We start from the raw sequence: 16,705 nt of genomic DNA on the forward strand, positions 1-16,705 counted from the left end.
ACAATGATACGTAGATATAAAGCGGACGATACCGATGCCTTGATCGCAATCTGGGATATGGCAGAACCACTCGCGCACCCTTTCCTGTCGGATGAAGTCAGAGATCAGGTGCGCAAAGATATGCGAAATATCTATCTGCCAAACGCCGAAAACTGGGTCTTGGAAAGCGAGGGCGCGCCGGTCGGTTTCATTGCGATGATCGGCACGGAAATTGGAGGCTTGTTCCTCGCCCCCTCTGAACAAGGCAAAGGCAGGGGGCGTCAAATGGTAGACCATATCGTTGCCCTCAAAGGACCGCTGACCGTCGAGGTTTTCAAAGACAACAAAATCGGTCTGCCGTTCTACCAGCGATATGGCTTTGTTATAATCGGCGAAGGCGTTTTTGACGCCAGCGGCGACGAAACCTTCAAGATGGCAATGCCCGCTTCGTAAAATGACCGGGAGGCGTTGATTATCAGCGCCTCCCATCAACGGTGCTCGCCGCAAGGAGACCTGAACTGTTGTTGACCCGACGTGATGAGTCAAAAAAACTGCGGTATAGCAACGATCAGGTTATTGTTTGGCCAGAAGGAAGACCAATGATCACTCTGCCCCTCGTGTGGCTCGTAAGTGTTCTGACGACAATCGCAGCTTTTGCATTGGCGCAGGACACCCGCATGCCCTTTCAAGCGCGCCTATTTCTATGCATTTTTCTTCTGACCTTGGCGAGCATCGGCGTGTTGCTTGGGCTCCGACTTTCATTCGACGCGCCCTTGGCTGCTCGGCTTCAGCCGTTGGTGGCCGTGATGGTCGCACCTTCGGCTTATCTCGGTTTCTCGGCTCTGACCCCGGACCTGGGGTCGAACTGGCGCAAGACGCTCCTTTTGCGAGGCGCGCCGGTCGTTGTCGCGCAATTGGCAATACTGGCAAACCTCCCGATCTCGGCAGATATGTTTGTCCTTGGGATCAACAGCATCTACCTCGTTTTGATGGCCCGCCTTCTGCGCCGCCAAGCAGATGACTTCGTCCATGTCGCGCCGCATGCCTTGATAATCCTGCGCTCCGCGATCAAAGCCACCATTGTCCTGCTTGGCATGATGGTGGCGACGGATCTTTCGATTGTCGCCGCCAGCCTGTTCGCGGGCGATGCCTATATCCTGACATTTCTGACCGGGGTGTCGGGTGTGTTCACGGCCTTCGTCTTTGTTGTCGCTCTCATCGGCGCACCGATGCTGCTTCAGGTCACAAAGGGCGGTGCAACAAAAGTCGAAGGGCCGACCGACAACGATCACGCGACACGGGCGGCACTTGATGCGCTCATGAATGACGCGCACCTCTACACGGACAGCAACCTCACGCTTGCGCGGGTCGCTCGGCGGTTATCCGTCCCTGTGCGGGATGTCTCCAACGCGATAAATAGAACGACAAGCGAAAACTTCTCCCGCTATATCAACGGCTTTCGCATTCGCCACGCCCAAGAGACCCTGCGCAAGACCGACTTGTCCATCACGGAAGTGATGTTTGAAGCGGGCTTTGTCAGCAAATCAAGCTTCAACACCGAATTTCGCCGGGTGACCGGGCAAACTCCGTCACAATTTCGCACTGATAATGCCACCAACTGACGGACACAGATAAAGCGCCATGATGGCGCGGAGCGCAGTAAGCCTAAAACGCGACGGCAACAGGCCAAAATGCAAGATGCGGGCAATATGGGCAACCATCGCGTGTTCGAGGCCACGCCGCCAGAACAGCCAGCCGAATGCCAACCCAAGCAACGCATTGAGCCCGACAGTGCGCAAAATCACAATCGGAGTCAGAGGCGTGAGTGCTGCAATCGCTGGCAGGTGACCCGTCGCGGCATCGAAATCTCCACTCCGAGGCAAGCCGCGACATACCAGTCGAAAACTGGCACGAAATTGCACCAGCCGCGCAACCAGATCGCGCGCATGTCCGACCGCCACAAGGACTGGCGACGCATCGCGATCAGCTATGACAGATGCACACACACTTTCATAAGCCCATATGCATCGCCGAAACCGTCATCTTCTGGTCATGAGCCCTGAGCCTGAAGCTCAGAGCACGCGGTCCGGCTTGTCGCGGCACCAAATATGTCGGCCACGACGGAGCGTCCCGGATTGAGAACGAAACCATGACTTTCACTCAATCCACTCTCAATAATGATGTCTGCCTCGGGGTCGTCCATCTGGGCGCTAACGCGATACATATCGCTGACCACATCATCGCCAGCCGCCAGAGCTCCGGCGACCCGCCGGGATCGCAGGATCAGACGAATTGGATGGGTTTCACTGGTAGAGATGCCTTCGCCTCCGAAATCGCCTGCGACGAAACGGATCGGGATGGTCAGGCAATCGTGGCTGTCATCGCTCTTCACGATCACGGTGCCGCGTCCCGTGACCCCCCTCAGCTGTAGCAGCGTCGCCACGCGCGGGGCATCAATGTAGGCAACCCCATAGGCCCCGGCAGGTATTTCTTGTCCTGCCACCGTCTGAACGGCAGCGCTCATGGGCCAGTTGGTTTGCTGATCTGCCTCTTGGGCGCTGGCTCCGAGCGAAGTGAGGAGCAGCGCGACCGGGGCGGTCATAAGAAGAGTGAAAGTTTCGCGCGACATGTCTGGTGTCCTTTTGTGCATGGTTGGTTGAGTTGCGCATGTGGCTGCAACGCCTTGCACATGACGGATGGCGCCGGGCAAAGAGCCCGAATACGCGATCCAGAACGTTCGAAATCGCAATTTCGGACATATTCACACAATCATCGATTTCCGCTTTGTTCCACACTGCGGCACTCCAGCCAGTGAAATTGCTGCGCGGCGCACGAAAGACAGCAATGCGAAAGCTGTGCCGCAGCGTCAGGTCAATTGGCCAACGGCAGGTCAGGGCCGGAGGCCTCTGTGTGGACACTCCGCCGCCCGACCTCTTGGCAACGGTTGGCGCGCGCGGCGGCCTGTCCGTGCGGCGGCCTGTCCGCGCGGCGGCCTGTGCGTGCAGTGGCGGTGCCGGCGAAGCCAAGCTCCGGGTGGGCGAAGCCAAGCTCCGGGTGGGCGAAGCCAAGCTCCGGGTGGGCGAAGCTCATCGACGAACAGAGCGACAACGCGCAGCAGATGATCTTCGCCGATCCCGTCTTCGAGACGCTCCGGAAAAATGCTGCCTGCGACCGATCCCCCCCGTCGATGAAACCCGACATTGCGCCCTCCATCAGCCATGCCCGAGTCTATCATGAATAGGCGTTTCCACACAGCATCGGCCGAAATCCGCATCCCAAAATTGACCGACCCCACCTCAGTGAATGATCTGAGGTGGGGTTTTCATGCGATTGGCCTTGATGTTCGATCCATTTCGACGCATTGAGGCGCTCTTTTCACAGCGCCCCTCTTTTGGCCCCCGAGTCCCTATGCCACGTTTTCAGATTGACAGGCCGCGCCGCCTCTCGCACTCTCCCCCCCATGACACATCTGTTCGCCATGACCGCGTATTATCGCCGCTCCACATAGGATGCGGCCATTTGTCATGTAAATTTCACGGCCGCCATAGGGCGGCTTTAACTTTGTTGGTGTCCTGTGGCGCGTAATCAGGAGACCCAAGTGATGACCAAACCCCGCCCCGCCAAGACCTCGCATCTGACGCATGTGCCCCTGTCCATCCGTCCGATGGAATGGGGTGATTGCGCGCGCGTTTTGCAGATGATCGACGCCTTGACCCGCCAACACGGCGACCGCATGAGCCTTGACGAGGCCGCGCTGATCGACCTGATCTACGCCCCCTCGCCCTGGGCGCGGATTTTGGTGGCGCAGAGTCACGGTAAAATCGTGGGTTATGCCGCCCTTGTCGGCGGGCTTCAGTTGCAATTTGGCCTGCGGACCATGGATTTGCACCACCTCTATGTCGACGCGGATCAGCGCGGCATGGGCATTGGCCGCGCCTTGATCATTGCGGCGCGGGAAACCGCGCGCAATCTGGACTGTGTGCAACTGACGGTCGGCACCCATGCGGAAAACAAACCGGCGCAAGCGGCCTATTTGGCCTGTGGATTTGAACCTCTGGCCCCGCGAGGCCCACGCTTTGTGATGGCTTTGAGCTAAGGAAAGGGCTGAGGCGCGCGTGCCCCTCAGCCCAATGCTTTACAGCTCGATCACATCCACGCGCTGACCTTTGACGGCAAGGCCGATTTCGCCCTTGCACAGGCGCAGCGCATCGACGCCAAACACCTCGGCCCGCCAGCCTTTGAGCGCCGGAAAATCGCGTTTTCCAGCGGCGATCATATCCAGATCAGAGGCCGAAGCGATCATTTTTGCGGCAACATTATAGGTGTCGGATTTCGCCTTGAGCAGCACCCGCAACATATCGGCCAAAGCCGGATTGACCTGTAACTTATCATTGCTCAGGTCCAGTTTGGGCATCTCGGCGGCGGTGTATTTTGCGGCTTTTTCAATGGCTTGCAAAATACCGTCGGCGATCTCACCTTTGCGCGCTTCGCGCAGCAAAAGCCGCGAGCGCGACAGGTCTTGCAGCGAGGTCGGCTTGGTTGACGCCAATTCCAACAAAGCGTCATCCTTATAAACGCGGTTGCGCGGGATGTCGCGGCTTTGCGAATAAATCTCGCGGAAGGCGGCGAGTTCCTTGACGGCGGCCAAGAATTTACCCGAGCTGGTGCGGGTCTTGACGCGTTTCCACGCCTCATCCGGCTGCACCACATAGGTCGCGGGCGAGGTGAGGATTTCCAGCTCCTCGGCCACCCATTTTTCCCGGCCTTCGCGTTTGATTTCATCACGCAGGAATTCGTAAATCACCCGCAAATGGGTCACATCCGCCAGCGCATAATTTTCCTGTGCCGTGGTCAAAGGACGGCGCGACCAATCGGTAAAGCGCGAGGTCTTGTCCAAATTTTCCTTGGCAATTTTGCGCACCAAGGTCTCATATCCGACCTGTTCGCCAAAGCCACAGACCATGGCCGCGACCTGGGTGTCGAACAGCGGATCGGGGATCACGCCGCCTTGGATAAAGAAAATCTCAAGGTCCTGACGCGCCGCATGAAACACTTTGACGATGCTGGTGTCGCGAAACAGCTCATAAAGCGGTGCAAGATCGAGGCCCTTGACCAACGGGTCCAATAAAACCGCATCCTCTTTCGCATCGCCCGGAATGGCGAGTTGAACGAGGCAAAGTTTGGAATAATAGGTCCGCTCGCGCAGGAATTCGGTGTCGACCGTGACATAGGGTTGCTTTTTGGCGCGGTCGCAGAAGGCCTGAAGGCCCTCGGTCGTTGTGAGTGTGATCATCTAGACTTCTTTTTTGAGCGGCGCGGGGTCATCCCGCCGATTGAACCGTGATACGGGGTTTGCGGTCGAAATGAAAGTGCTTTGCCCAAAACGCGGGGAACAGCAGTTACAGATCGACACGGGTGATGTCCCCCACGACAAAGCGTCTGAGGACGGCAGGATAAAGCGCATGTTCGCGTGGCAGCACACGGGCCGCAAGGGTGTCTGCGGTGTCATCGGGCAAAATTGGCACCCGCGCCTGCCCCAAAATCGGCCCGCCATCCAACTCGGCGGTGACCTCGTGGACCGAACATCCGGCCTCGGCATCCCCGGCCTCAATGGCGCGTTGATGGGTGTGAAGGCCTTTGTATTTCGGCAAAAGTGAGGGATGGATGTTGAGCATCCGGCCCGCATAATGCGTGATGAATCGCGGCGTCAGAATGCGCATGAACCCGGCCAGTGCGATCACATCGGGCGCATAGGCGTCAATCGCAGAAATTAAAGCCTCTTCAAAGGCTTCTCGGTCACCCTTGAAGTCTTTGTGATCGACAACAGCCGTGGCAATGCCCATGTCAGCGGCCTTGTTCAGCCCGCCCGCGCCCGGCACATTGGACAGCACCAAACAAGGCCGGGCCGGATGATCACCGACCATGGATTTTGCCAGCGACACCATATTTGAGCCGCCCCCCGAGATCAGAATGGCGACCTTTTTATGCGTCACGCTCACTTAAGCTCGCCCTCATAGGTCACGCCCGCGCCAAGGGTAATCTCGCCGATACGGTAGACTGTTTCGCCCTCGCCTTCCAACAATGCGCTCAGGGCATCCGCTTGATCGGCGGACACCACGGCGACCATGCCGATTCCAGCGTTGAAGGTTTTGAGCAATTCATGCTGCGACAGGCCCGCAGTTTCGGTCAGCCAAGCAAACACCGGGCTCAAGGTCCAAGCGTTGAGGTTGATGTCGGCACCGTAGCCTTCGGGCAACACGCGTGGCAGGTTTTCGGTCAAGCCGCCACCGGTGATATGGGCCAGCGCATGAACACCGCCCGCGCGGATCGCTTTGAGCACCGGCTTGACGTAAAGCCGCGTCGGTTTAAGCAGCTCATTGCCCAAAGTGTCATCCGAGAACGGCGCAATATCGGACCAACGAAAGCCCGCGACTTCAACGGTTTTGCGCACCAAGGAATAGCCATTGGAATGCACGCCATTGGAGGCAAGACCCAGCAAAACATCCCCCGCCTGAACGCCTGCCGGCAGGTCAGAGCCACGCTCCATCGCGCCCACGGCAAAGCCCGCAAGGTCGAAATCGCCGTCCTCATACATGCCCGGCATCTCGGCGGTTTCGCCGCCAATGAGCGCGCAACCAGAGAGTTCGCAGCCCTTGGCGATGCCTTCGATCACCGCAGTGGCATTGTCGAGTTTGAGTTTGCCCGTCGCAAAATAATCCAAGAAAAACAAAGGTTCCGCGCCCTGACAGACCAGATCATTGACGCACATGGCGACCAAATCGATGCCCACGGTCGAGACGTGATCGGTGTCGATCGCGATGCGCAATTTGGTGCCAACGCCATCGGTGGCCGCAACCAGAATCGGATCGGTGTAGCCCGCCGCCTTGAGATCAAACAACGCCCCAAAACCGCCCAACCCGGACATCACCCCCGGACGCGCGGTCTTTTTCGCCGCCGGTTTGATCCGCTCCACAAGCGCATTGCCCGCATCAATATCCACACCTGCATCCGCATATGTCAGGCCGTTTTTGCCGTCGCTCATGATCTCTGGTCCCCAAACTGGCATCATTTGCTCCGCGCTTTAACGCAGATGGGGGATAAAGAAAAGCGTGAGCTTGCAAAAGCACGCGCAATCACAGCCACTCTTGACCCCGGCGCGCGTCCGCAATAGTCACAGCATTGGTAGGGGCCTGTAGCTCAATTGGTTAGAGCAGAGCGCTCATAACGCTTTGGTTGCGGGTTCAAGTCCTGCCGGGCCTACCAAACCTCTTTCAAATCAATGAGCTGATGGAAGAACGGGCATTTTTAACGCCCTCTCCCGCCTTTGGCGCGGGGTTGGTGTTGTGATGCGCCAGATCAGCGTGCCAAAACCAAATCGGCCTTGAGCCCACCAAGCGTCTCGCTGACCCCAAGCCGGAGTGTGCCACCATGACGGCGCGCCACATCAAGCGCGATGGCAAGGCCAAGCCCGACGCCCGAGCCGCGGTTTTGATTGCGCGCGGCGTCCAGGCGCACAAAGGGTTGCAAGGCGCGTTCGCGGGCAGAGGCCTCAATCCCCGGCCCGTCGTCTTCAACCGACAGGACCACGGCACGCTCAAACAGGCGCAGGCTCAGTTGGGTTCGGTTGCCATAGCGCAGAGCATTTGAGACCAGATTGTCTAGCGCGCGGGCCAGAGCCTCGGGCCGGGCCGTAAGCCAGACCTCATGATCCGGCATCTCACCAAGGCTGACCTGCCCCCCGGCACGTTCGGCCTTGGCTTTGGCCGCCACAACCAGCGCACAGAGATCAAGCCGCACTGGCTCTTCCAATGTGTCAGAGCGGGCAAAGGCCAAAAAGGCATCAATCAACCGCTCCATCTCATCCAGATCGGATTGCATGTCGGTGATGTCTTTGGCGTCCTCGGGTGGCACATCGAGCATGGCAAGCCCCAGACGGATGCGCGTCAAAGGCGTGCGCAGGTCATGCGACACACCGGACAACATCAATGTGCGCTGTTCGATCTGGCGCTCAATACGCGCCCGCATGTTCAAAAACGCCGCCCCGGCCGAGCGGACTTCGACCGCGCCCGCCAACCGATAAGGCCGGATTTCACCGCGACCAAAACTTTCGGCAGCGCGCGCCAATTGTCGGATCGGCCGCAATTGATTGCGCAGGAACACCGCCGCGATCAATGTCATCACCACGCCGGTGAACAGCGTCCAGACCATCAATTGATGCGGATTGGAGGCCGACGCGCGACGACGCGGCAAACGCACATCCAAACGGCCCGCATCGGTCAGGATCGACAGATGCACCACCGTGGGCTGCGTCAACACATCCACCCCCTCTACCCCCTCAATTCCCGTGCGCAAAACCGCCGCAATGACCCGCGATGAGATGTCATACCAAGGCCGCGCATCGGCGACCGGATCAAGAGTGCCAAAGCCAGAGGCAAATTCCAACCGCGCGTCAAGTTCGGCCAGAGCTGGGGCGATTTGACCCTCGGGGATACCCTCCACCGCCGCCACATAGAGATTCAGTTCGGCCACCACCCCGCGCATCAATTGGCGGGTGATGTCTTCAAAATAGCGTTGCGAAAAGGTAACCATGACCACAAGTTGGATCACCACCACGGGCACCAAAAGGATCAAGGCCGCGCGCCCATACAGCCCACGTGGCATATATTTTTTGAGCCAAGTAAAAAACATGCGCTATTGGTAGCCTTGCTGCCGCATCAATGGAAAGAGAAATCGAGTGGACCCGCGCCCAGACACCCTGACCCAGCTTGACGATGCCGTGATCCGCATTTTGGCACCGAACCCCTCGCCGATGACCTATTGGGGCACAAATACCTATGTGCTGGGCACCGGAAAAGCCCGCGTTTTGATCGACCCCGGCCCGGATGACGCCAGCCACCGCGCGGCAATTTTAAACGCCCTGCCCCAAGGCACCCGCCTCACCCATATCCTCGTCACCCACGCACATGTCGATCACAGCGCCGGCGCGCGCGCTTTGGCGCAGGAAACCGGCGCGCCGATTTTTGCCTTTGGCGATGCCCAAACCGGCCGCGCCCCACATATGGACGCGCTGGCTCAAGATGGGCTTTTGGCCGGGGGCGAAGGCTTGGACCACGGCTTTGTTCCCGACGAAACCGTCCCCCATGACACCATGCTGGACACCCCGGCGGGCGCGATCAAAGCGCTGCACACCCCCGGACATATGGGCAATCACCTGTGTTTTGGCTTTCACGATACGGTGTTTTCCGGCGATTTGATCATGGGCTGGTCTTCGTCGCTGATTTCCCCGCCCGATGGCGATGCGGCGGCGTTTCGTGACAGCTGTGCCTTGGTGGTAAACCATGCCCCGGCCCGGCTCTATCCCGGTCACGGCGCGCCGGTCCAAACCCCAAGGGAACGGATCAGGTTCCTGTTGAATCACCGGGCCGCACGTGAGGCGCAAATTCTGCGCGCCTTAGGCGAGAAACCAATGGATCTCCTCACCCTCACCCGCGCAGTTTACACCGATCTGCCAGCCTCTCACCTGCCCATGGCTGCCCGCAACACATTGGCTCATCTCATTGATCTAAGCCAAAAAAATCGGGTTTCAGCCACGCCAAAACTGGCTGAATCCGCGACCTTTTCAGTGCGTTAAAAGAAAGCGGCACAAAAATCCAAGTTTTGTCATAAAACCCCCTTGCACGGCCCAAACCACATAGCTATACAGCGCCACATGTTCCGGCGTAGCTCAGCGGTAGAGCAGTTGACTGTTAATCAATTGGTCGTAGGTTCGATCCCTACCGCCGGAGCCAATTCACCCTTGATTTCGTTGGGTAAATTGGCACGACATAAATTCTACTAACAACCTACTCTTGCTTTTGAGGTGGTTGTTCGCGCCCTTCCAGCCCGTCGAACGCTCACGAAGTCGTGAACAACTATCGGGCAGGTTCAAAGCCGTCACGCTCAAAGGTGCACAGTTCGTCGGCTTCTAGCGCCGTGACCATGGGAACGTCGTAGAGGCGGCAATAATGGCCCCGGCTGGCGTGAAGGCAACCGCTGCAACCGGCCACCATAGCTTCGTGGTCGCCCTTGGCATGAATGCGGTCGTGACAGTCGCCGCACGGGGCGACAAGTTCAAACAGGAATTCATGGCCCCAATGGTCGTAGCTTAGGTGGTGCACTTCAGTCGCTTGCGCCAACCTGCACCCCTCGCACTGCCCTTGCGCCCGGTCCATGACGCGTTGCCGACGGTCGCGCCATTCCGGCGAAGCAAGATAGGCGTTGTGGGCTTGCTGGTAGTAGCTGTCGCCCCGTTCCTTCGCCTTCCATCGCCGTAGCTGGATTTCGACGTATTTCAGGTCAATCTTTTCCTTGGCAGCTTTCCGAGTAGCCAAGTATGCGTCGTGCATCGCATCATCAAAGCCGGGCAGTTCTTCCGCGTTCGGTGGCGCTTTCAAGGCATTGCCCACACGAAGCCCGCAATCCAAGCACTGCATTCTTATGACGGGGTGCCCGCCCTTGTTCGTGCCGCGCCGAAGTTCTTTCCGTTCATGTTTGCATTCGTGCTTCGCCAAATCCGAAAACTCTTTCGCGCATCGCTGCGACAAGTCTAAGTCGATGGTCAATTGCTTGCCGTTGCGCGGGTCGATTAGGCGCATGTTGTTCTCCTACCGTCGTCTAGCACTAAGTATAGACGAACAAGGCCAAACTATCCAACGAACTTGGCACCTTCCCGACGTAGAATGTCGCGCATAAAAATGCCCCGGCTGCGTCGGTGCACGCGAACCGGGGCTACCCAATGCAAGTTGCAACAGTGGGCATCGATCTGGCCAAACATGTTTTCCAGGTCCACGGAATTACCAAGGATGGGCAGGTTGTCTTCAATCGCGCAATCCGCCGAGCACAACTCATGCAGTTCTTCACCAATCTGGAACCCTGCCTGATCGGCATGGAGGCGTGTGGATCCAGTCATTACTGGGCGCGGGAACTCAGCAAACTTGGGCATGATGTTCGCCTGATCCCAGCCAATTATGTAAAACCCTACGTCAAACGCGGCAAGTCCGACGCCAATGATGCTGAAGCCATCTGCGAAGCAGTGACGCGTCCGACGATGCGGTTTGTTGCTCCCAAGTCCGGGGAACAACAAGCCGTGCTCTTCCTGCATCGCGCGCGCGATTTGATCGTCAGGCAGCGAACGCAATTGAGCAACATGCTTCGCAGTTTGCTTGCCGAATTTGGCGTCATCATTCCACAAGGGACTGGGACCGCGGTCAAATATGCAAAGGGTGTTTTGGAGGGCGAAAAACCAGCTCTTCCAGAGTTCGCAATAGATGTCTTGAGTCAACTTAGCCACCAACTTGTTGCGATGCACTTGCGCTTCCGCTGGTACGAGATGCGCATGCGGCTGCATTCGAAACTGGACAAACGCGTGATGTTGCTACGCACGATTCCCGGCGTTGGCCCAGTGACCGCTTCGGCCATTGTCGCCACTGTCGGCGACGCAAAGCAATTCAAGAATGGCCGACAGTTTGCTGCTTGGATAGGCCTCACGCCGCTAAACTTATCCAGTGGCGGAAAGGAACGCTTAGGCGGATCACGAAAATGGGCGACCGTTACATCCGACGTCTTCTGGTGACCGGCATGACAGCGCGATTGCGGCAAAAGAAAGTGAACCCTGATCGTGTCGATCATGGGCTATAGGCCTACTGGAACGAAAGCCTGCTCGACTGGCGACCGTCGCAATGGCGAACAAGACCGCACGAATAGTCTGGGCAGTGCTGACCAGGAACGAATACTATCGGCCCCACGCAGCCTAAGGGAAGGAAAAGGAACACCCGAGACAGCAAGACCATTGAAATGATGGCGCACAGTCAGCCCGCCAACCAAGACAACCCGTCGAATGTCCAGGACACAGTGTTGTTCGATAAGCCGTTTGGGACTTGGTCGCGGAAACCATCAGGGCCAGCGACTACGAGTGCCGCGCGAACAGGCCGGACACACGTCTGCTTCTGACCAGTGCAAACTCACCTCAAAAAATGTCTTGCTATGCAGGAGCTATCCACACACGACCATTCGTTGCACAATCAAACCTACAAGATGAGCCAAAGGCTCTCTTGGTTTAGGCCGCCATTGCTCCCAAAAACTCTGACAACGGACACCCTGTGGCTATCAATACTGTCTCGAGCCAAGCGGAAACACTGCTCAAGTGGTCTTGAACCTCAAAGTCGCTTTGTCCCGACCCATCTGAATGTTTCCGGCGCGTTTACTGTAGATTGGAGGCACCTAGACCAATCAGATATGGAAAGGACGTTGAAATGGGCAAAGGACAAGGAAACGGCGGAGGCTGGCCGTCCACAACAGGCAACCCAAGTGGCGGCGGACGTTCTAACGGGGGAGGCAAGGGGAAGTAGACGAACACTGCGCCCCTCACGCAAACCTGTGGGGGGCGTTTTATGCGCGCGCGTGACGCACCAAATGAGGCCAAAACGCCAACCCATCATCAAAGGCACTATCCAAATCCGCCGAAGGATATTTATCACACAGCTCAGACAGACCTACCTCCTTGGAAAACTGCAGGAACCCCAGAACTGATCCAACGCACCATGCGACCGCCGCCAACTCTTCCGCGCGATTGGGATGCTCTTCCTCCGCATCAAAATTCGCGGCAAATGCGGCTGCCAAGAGAGTGCGATGCCGATCCAATACGCGCGCGGTGAGCCTTTTCTTACTGCGATCCAAGGCACTTAACTCGTCCGCAACTGTTTGCATCGGCCCACCATCTGGGTCTCCGCTAACCAGAAGCGTCGCAACGTTTTGATACACGGGCTTTGGCCCTCTCTTAGGTACCGTTTTTGGTTGCAGAGTGAAGACTTGTAGCCAAGACACCCATGCGCCTCCAAGCTGGTCAGCCCGTGCGGGGACAAGGTTCTCAATGTCGATTCTTGACCAAATACCGACACTTGAAATGAGTGCCATCACCCACAGAAAGAACATGACATCACTGGTGACCAAACGCTCAACACACTCAATTTCCGTCTCGTTGGGCACGGGAATGAGAGGTTTACCAGCTCCCACCCACGGATAATACAGGAAGTCCTTAGGCGTAGCTTTTCCGCTTCGTGAACCCACTGCGAGCTTCTCCGCCCGCTCAATCATTTCCAAGATGGAAACGCGCTTCCTCGGACTAGATTGCATCACAGGCGGCGAAAGCAAAATCGAGACATCGTTGGTAATCGGGAAATCCGACAATGACGACATTTGAAGCGCCTTTATTTCCCTGTAGGCTTCAGAATCTGAAGACTTGCTTTCGTGATACCGTTGGATTTCTCGGCTGAGACGTGTTTCTTGCTGAAGTCCTTTCAACCCATCCGCGCGAAGCGTCCGTGCAAGGGCTCGGTAAAGCCTGACGCTTTCCTTATCCGTGTCATCCCGACTACCAAGGAAATCTGCGGGCCCGATGTCGCCCAACTCGTTGGTGGTCCCGTTGCAGGTGCCAAACTTGAGAAAGAGGCGTTTGTAATATGGAAAAATGAACATTCGGTTCTCTGCGAAATAGACGTTTACAACAGACCCAAACGCTTACTTGCATTCTTGCGTGGAAGAAACCATCAGCATTGATTGCACCACCGAACCGTTTTTCGAATTGTTTCCCGTTCGAGACCGGCCCTTTCCGGGCCTTCGTCTCTTCATCAGGTGCCGCGTTGCAGCTTCACCAGACCGGTCGTTCGCTGCGTTCGCACTCGTGGAGACGGGCGAGCGGCAGAACGGGACGAAGCTGTCAGCCGCACGGCCAATGATAACGACTGCTCCCAGCCCCTCCTATCTCGGGCTGCGACGACGCGAAACATTTCGACAACCTTGGGAAAAGTCGACGCTCAATCAGGCGATATGCACCCTGCGCCTTGCGCAAGTGGTCGCAAAGCCCAGGGGGCGACGTTTAGTCTCGCGTCATATTCCGGCAAGAACAGAAGGATCGCCGGTTCGCCAGATATTATCGATGGTCACATGCTGGATGACCCATGCATCTCCTCGCCGCACCAATTCGACGTCATACCTGTTCTTCATCAGGTAGTGGCGCGTGTGATCCGCGCGCGGCACGTGTTGCGCTTCTACCAGCGCATCCAGACTGGCAAGGTCACCATTCAGGATCACGCGAGGATTGCTGACAGAATGCGACGTGTCGAGGGGGGCGAGTGAACCCAGCAAGGCCGCGACGATGGTGTCCCTGCCTTTGAGCACGAGATAGTCGAACCCCGCTTTTTTGCCGGCGGGCCGAAAGTCCGACACGGCTCCTTCGGCAAAGGCAGAGGCCAGAAGGTCCCTGTCTCGCAGGTCGATCCCGGCGGCGAAACGGTAGAGGGCATCAGTCACCGCAATGATGTCGGATGTGCGATCTTGGTGCGTCATGGTCTCAGGTCTCCGCATGGGCTGGCATTGAGTCCAGCAAGGTGATCCGCGTGTCCGCGATGGTTTCGGCAAATCCCGGCCCGAACAGGCCGGCGGGTGTCTGGAAACCGGGGCGAGCTTCACCGCGCATGACACGGCGCGCCGCTTCCGCCGCCGCGAGGGGCGTGAAGCTGTAGCCGTTGACGGTGTCCAGAACCGCGCGGACGCTGAGGCCATCGGCGCCGGTCACGCAAACAGACGCCTGATAGCGGCTGGCGTTGCGCTCCTCACTCGTCGGGCCGTCGGGCATGTCGGACAGATCGCCTTCGGGGAAGGCGGTGCCCGACACATGAACAAAGGTCTCCACGTTCGGTGCTCCGGTGCTGCGCCAGAGGGTGATGAGATCGGGAAGCGTCACCGGGAAGCAGGGCACCACCCCCATGCCGAAGTCGAAATCCATCAACTTCGATGGGTCGCGGTCTACAAGAACGCCATCCACCCGCGCCATGGTTCGGGTTGTCAGGTTTTGCGACGCGCTGATTGCCGACCCGCGCGACATGGCACCAGTGACGTGCAACGCGACGCTGATTTTGCGCGGCTCGGCCACGTGACTGGCCGCAAACCCGGCCAGCGAGCCAAGCATTGCGACACTGCCGCCGCTGCCGGGCAAGAGCATCACGCCAGCCGCCTGTGCCGCGTCCTCCAGCGTCTCGGCCAGCCGGTAGCTGTCCAGTTCCGCCGCGATGTCGAGGTAGTGGACGCCGTTGCGCAGCGCCCCCCGCATCAGGGGGTCAGCCGTGTGCAGGAAAGGGCCCGCGCAATTGAGCAGCACCGCCACATCCGTCAGACCGGCGTCGATATCCGCCGTCTCGTCGAGTGCAAAGACGCGGGCATCGACCCCAAGCTCTTCCGCCAGAGTGCGCAGAGGGGTTTCATCGCGTCCCGCAACGAGTATCGGGAGGCCCAGTGTTTTGGCGTGAGCCGCCGCCATGCGCCCAGTATATCCGGTCGCACCATAGATCATCAGATGTGTCATCAGTGTTGCCAATCCTTGTAAACGAATTCGAGGCTGTAGCCGTCGGGGTCGCGGACCTGCGCCGCGTAATACCTCGGGTCGTAGTGAAGCTGGGGACCAGGGCCGTGCAGATCCTGCGCCCCGGCGGCAAGGGCTGCGGCATGGGCCGCCTGCACCTCTGTCTCGCTGTTTGCAACAAAGCCCACATGAACGGCGCCGGGTGCGGGGTTGCCCTGACGCAACCAGAAAAAGATACGGCCATTGGCACCGAACCCCTTGAGGTCGGGATGGCCGTCTGCCCCGTCGTAATCGTGCCGAACAGTGATGCCGAGCACCGGCAGCACGGCCTCGTAGAAGGCGATGGACCGGCGAAACTCGTGGACGGTCAGGAAGATATGGTCGAGCATGGGGATCTCCTCAGATCATGTAGCCGCCGCCGACTTCGATCGACTGCGCGTTGATCCAGCGGCTCTTGTCGGACAGGAGGTTTGCTATGACACCCCCGACTTCTGCCGCTTCGCCGACACGGCCAAGGGCGGTCTGCCCGGCCAGCAGCGTTTCGAACTCCGCGTTCAGCCCACCGCCAAGGTCGGTGCGGATCGGCCCGGGCGCGATGGAATTGGCGCGGATGCCGCGATGCCCAAGCTCCTTGGCCTGATACCGAGTCAGCACCTCCAACCCGGCCTTGAAGCTGGCATAAGGCGCCACGCCCGCCGTCGCCACGCGCGAGGTCGCGCTGACCATATTCACGATATGCCCGCCATCGGCCATGAGCGACAAAAGCGTCTGCGTCAGGAAGAACGGCCCCTTCAGATGCACGCGAAAGAGCCCGTCGAACTCGTCCTCGGTCACCGTCTCCAGCGGATTGAAGACGCCGTAGCCCGCGTTGTTGACCAGCGCATCGAAGGTCTCTCGCGACCAGACCGATGCAAGGGCATCCGCCACTGACCGCCGGAACGCACCGAAAGATGAACTGACGCCGACATCCAGCGGCAGGGCAACGGCCGTGCCACCCTCCGCCTCAATTTGCGCAACAACCTCTTCCGCCTTCTGACGGTTGGCGTTGTAGGTCAGGATAACGCCCATGCCGTCACGGGCGCATTCGAGGGCGGTGGCGGCCCCGATGCCGCGGCTTCCACCGGTGATGATTGCTATCTTCATTTCGTGTTCCTTCCATTGTCTTGCCTCAAGGTAGGCAACTCGACATCGCCGCGCCCATCCGATCGTGGCGCAAACTTGCCTGATCCTACTTTCTGGCGTGTTCGGGATTGGCGAAGGGCACGAAGTCGGTCACCTTTGACAAGCCCCTAGAGCCCCTAGAGCCCCTAGCGAAAGCATCATCATGACTGC

General features: G+C 58.4%; 17 protein-coding genes, 2 tRNA genes and 1 pseudogene. 7 read left to right on the plus strand and 13 right to left on the minus strand.

All coding sequences use genetic code 11. The features are described 5' to 3' along the window. The first annotated feature begins 3 nt into the window (after positions 1 to 3). Together BLT54_RS14295 and BLT54_RS14300 are read left to right on the plus strand one after the other, a co-directional pair. A complete protein-coding gene (locus BLT54_RS14295; protein WP_074645978.1) occupies positions 4 to 432 on the plus strand; it encodes a GNAT family N-acetyltransferase in 429 nt (142 codons plus the stop codon). A gap of 146 nt (positions 433 to 578) precedes the next feature. Continuing rightward, the gene (locus tag BLT54_RS14300; RefSeq protein ID WP_074645979.1) at positions 579 to 1,601 is read left to right on the plus strand and encodes a helix-turn-helix domain-containing protein; all 1,023 of its coding nucleotides are present in this window, start codon (positions 579 to 581) and stop codon (positions 1,599 to 1,601) included. Here BLT54_RS14300 and BLT54_RS22580 read toward each other — a convergent pair. From BLT54_RS22580 to BLT54_RS22585, 3 genes are all read right to left on the minus strand, one after another. Continuing rightward, entirely contained in the window at positions 1,569 to 1,862 is a 294-nt protein-coding gene (locus tag BLT54_RS22580) for a hypothetical protein (protein WP_176832887.1), read from the minus strand. The two genes, BLT54_RS14300 and BLT54_RS22580, sit on opposite strands and share 33 nt — an antisense overlap. A gap of 167 nt (positions 1,863 to 2,029) precedes the next feature. After that, a complete protein-coding gene (locus BLT54_RS14310) occupies positions 2,030 to 2,608 on the minus strand; it encodes a hypothetical protein (RefSeq protein ID WP_218129385.1) in 579 nt (192 codons plus the stop codon). Between the two features lie 242 nt (positions 2,609 to 2,850). Then, positions 2,851 to 3,180 carry a hypothetical protein gene (locus BLT54_RS22585; RefSeq protein WP_074645981.1) on the minus strand — a complete coding sequence of 110 codons (330 nt, stop codon included), beginning with the start codon at positions 3,178 to 3,180 and terminating at the stop codon, positions 2,851 to 2,853. A 400-nt stretch (positions 3,181 to 3,580) separates the two neighbouring features. Here BLT54_RS22585 and BLT54_RS14320 point away from each other — a divergent pair, with 400 nt between their 5' ends. Further along, a complete protein-coding gene (locus BLT54_RS14320; RefSeq protein WP_074645982.1) occupies positions 3,581 to 4,075 on the plus strand; it encodes a GNAT family N-acetyltransferase in 495 nt (164 codons plus the stop codon). 39 nt (positions 4,076 to 4,114) lie between these two features. Here BLT54_RS14320 and rnd read toward each other — a convergent pair whose 3' ends face one another. The 3 genes from rnd to purM all read right to left on the minus strand — a co-directional run bounded on the left by rnd (position 4,115) and on the right by purM (position 7,021). Then, positions 4,115 to 5,272, minus strand: coding sequence for a ribonuclease D (gene rnd / locus BLT54_RS14325; RefSeq protein WP_074645983.1), 1,158 nt, complete (start codon positions 5,270 to 5,272; stop codon positions 4,115 to 4,117). Positions 5,273 to 5,378: 106 nt separating this feature from the next. Further along, positions 5,379 to 5,978 carry a phosphoribosylglycinamide formyltransferase gene (gene purN, locus BLT54_RS14330; RefSeq protein WP_074645984.1) on the minus strand — a complete coding sequence of 200 codons (600 nt, stop codon included), beginning with the start codon at positions 5,976 to 5,978 and terminating at the stop codon, positions 5,379 to 5,381. Further along, complete coding sequence (purM, locus tag BLT54_RS14335) at positions 5,975 to 7,021, minus strand: phosphoribosylformylglycinamidine cyclo-ligase (protein WP_074645985.1); 1,047 nt, start codon at positions 7,019 to 7,021, stop codon at positions 5,975 to 5,977. The genes purN and purM overlap by 4 nt, the downstream gene beginning before the upstream one ends. Positions 7,022 to 7,165: 144 nt before the next feature. Here purM and BLT54_RS14340 point away from each other — a divergent pair. After that, a tRNA-Ile gene (locus BLT54_RS14340) sits at positions 7,166 to 7,242 on the plus strand. 93 nt (positions 7,243 to 7,335) lie between these two features. Here the strand turns inward: BLT54_RS14340 and BLT54_RS14345 are convergent. Further along, positions 7,336 to 8,667: an ATP-binding protein gene (locus BLT54_RS14345; RefSeq protein ID WP_074645986.1), complete on the minus strand. Its 1,332-nt coding sequence runs from the start codon at positions 8,665 to 8,667 to the stop codon at positions 7,336 to 7,338. 46 nt (positions 8,668 to 8,713) lie between these two features. Between BLT54_RS14345 and BLT54_RS14350 the strand changes: the two genes are divergently transcribed. Together BLT54_RS14350 and BLT54_RS14355 are read left to right on the plus strand one after the other, a co-directional pair. Beyond that, positions 8,714 to 9,610, plus strand: a complete 897-nt coding sequence (locus tag BLT54_RS14350) for an MBL fold metallo-hydrolase (RefSeq protein ID WP_074645987.1) — start codon at positions 8,714 to 8,716, stop codon at positions 9,608 to 9,610. 82 nt (positions 9,611 to 9,692) lie between these two features. Beyond that, positions 9,693 to 9,767: transfer RNA gene (locus BLT54_RS14355), tRNA-Asn, on the plus strand. Between the two features lie 123 nt (positions 9,768 to 9,890). Here the strand turns inward: BLT54_RS14355 and BLT54_RS14360 are convergent. Further along, complete coding sequence (locus BLT54_RS14360; protein WP_074645988.1) at positions 9,891 to 10,613, minus strand: hypothetical protein; 723 nt, start codon at positions 10,611 to 10,613, stop codon at positions 9,891 to 9,893. Between the two features lie 140 nt (positions 10,614 to 10,753). On the opposite strand from BLT54_RS14360, the pseudogene BLT54_RS14365 reads away from it, so the two are divergent. After that, positions 10,754 to 11,771, plus strand: a pseudogene (locus BLT54_RS14365) (IS110 family RNA-guided transposase). A gap of 634 nt (positions 11,772 to 12,405) precedes the next feature. Here the strand turns inward: BLT54_RS14365 and BLT54_RS14370 are convergent. The 5 genes from BLT54_RS14370 to BLT54_RS14390 form a co-directional block, all read right to left on the minus strand. Further along, on the minus strand, positions 12,406 to 13,491 hold the full coding sequence (locus BLT54_RS14370; RefSeq protein ID WP_074645989.1) for a hypothetical protein: 1,086 nt from the start codon (positions 13,489 to 13,491) through the stop codon (positions 12,406 to 12,408). A gap of 411 nt (positions 13,492 to 13,902) precedes the next feature. Next, positions 13,903 to 14,361 (minus strand): nuclear transport factor 2 family protein, encoded by a 459-nt coding sequence (locus tag BLT54_RS14375; RefSeq protein WP_074645990.1) that lies wholly within the window; start codon positions 14,359 to 14,361, stop codon positions 13,903 to 13,905. Between the two features lie 4 nt (positions 14,362 to 14,365). Further along, positions 14,366 to 15,376: a saccharopine dehydrogenase family protein gene (locus tag BLT54_RS14380; protein WP_074645991.1), complete on the minus strand. Its 1,011-nt coding sequence runs from the start codon at positions 15,374 to 15,376 to the stop codon at positions 14,366 to 14,368. Then, positions 15,376 to 15,762 (minus strand): VOC family protein, encoded by a 387-nt coding sequence (locus tag BLT54_RS14385; protein ID WP_074645992.1) that lies wholly within the window; start codon positions 15,760 to 15,762, stop codon positions 15,376 to 15,378. The genes BLT54_RS14380 and BLT54_RS14385 overlap by 1 nt, the downstream gene beginning before the upstream one ends. Before the next feature lie 10 nt (positions 15,763 to 15,772). Beyond that, on the minus strand, positions 15,773 to 16,516 hold the full coding sequence (locus BLT54_RS14390) for an SDR family NAD(P)-dependent oxidoreductase (RefSeq protein ID WP_074645993.1): 744 nt from the start codon (positions 16,514 to 16,516) through the stop codon (positions 15,773 to 15,775). Positions 16,517 to 16,705 lie beyond the last annotated feature (189 nt).

Source organism: Celeribacter baekdonensis, assembly GCF_900102315.1.
Classification (GTDB): domain Bacteria; phylum Pseudomonadota; class Alphaproteobacteria; order Rhodobacterales; family Rhodobacteraceae; genus Celeribacter; species Celeribacter baekdonensis.

Coding starts and splice junctions, on each gene's coding strand:
- BLT54_RS14295 (WP_074645978.1), top strand. CDS start 4: ATGATACGTAGATATAAAGCGGACGATACCGATGCCTTGATCGCAATC.
- BLT54_RS14300 (WP_074645979.1), top strand. CDS start 579: ATGATCACTCTGCCCCTCGTGTGGCTCGTAAGTGTTCTGACGACAATC.
- BLT54_RS14310 (WP_218129385.1), bottom strand. CDS start 2,608: ATGTCGCGCGAAACTTTCACTCTTCTTATGACCGCCCCGGTCGCGCTG.
- BLT54_RS22585 (WP_074645981.1), bottom strand. CDS start 3,180: ATGTCGGGTTTCATCGACGGGGGGGATCGGTCGCAGGCAGCATTTTTC.
- BLT54_RS14320 (WP_074645982.1), top strand. CDS start 3,581: ATGACCAAACCCCGCCCCGCCAAGACCTCGCATCTGACGCATGTGCCC.
- rnd (WP_074645983.1), bottom strand. CDS start 5,272: ATGATCACACTCACAACGACCGAGGGCCTTCAGGCCTTCTGCGACCGC.
- purM (WP_074645985.1), bottom strand. CDS start 7,021: ATGAGCGACGGCAAAAACGGCCTGACATATGCGGATGCAGGTGTGGAT.
- BLT54_RS14345 (WP_074645986.1), bottom strand. CDS start 8,667: ATGTTTTTTACTTGGCTCAAAAAATATATGCCACGTGGGCTGTATGGG.
- BLT54_RS14360 (WP_074645988.1), bottom strand. CDS start 10,613: ATGCGCCTAATCGACCCGCGCAACGGCAAGCAATTGACCATCGACTTA.
- BLT54_RS14370 (WP_074645989.1), bottom strand. CDS start 13,491: ATGTTCATTTTTCCATATTACAAACGCCTCTTTCTCAAGTTTGGCACC.
- BLT54_RS14375 (WP_074645990.1), bottom strand. CDS start 14,361: ATGACGCACCAAGATCGCACATCCGACATCATTGCGGTGACTGATGCC.
- BLT54_RS14380 (WP_074645991.1), bottom strand. CDS start 15,376: ATGACACATCTGATGATCTATGGTGCGACCGGATATACTGGGCGCATG.
- BLT54_RS14385 (WP_074645992.1), bottom strand. CDS start 15,762: ATGCTCGACCATATCTTCCTGACCGTCCACGAGTTTCGCCGGTCCATC.
- BLT54_RS14390 (WP_074645993.1), bottom strand. CDS start 16,516: ATGAAGATAGCAATCATCACCGGTGGAAGCCGCGGCATCGGGGCCGCC.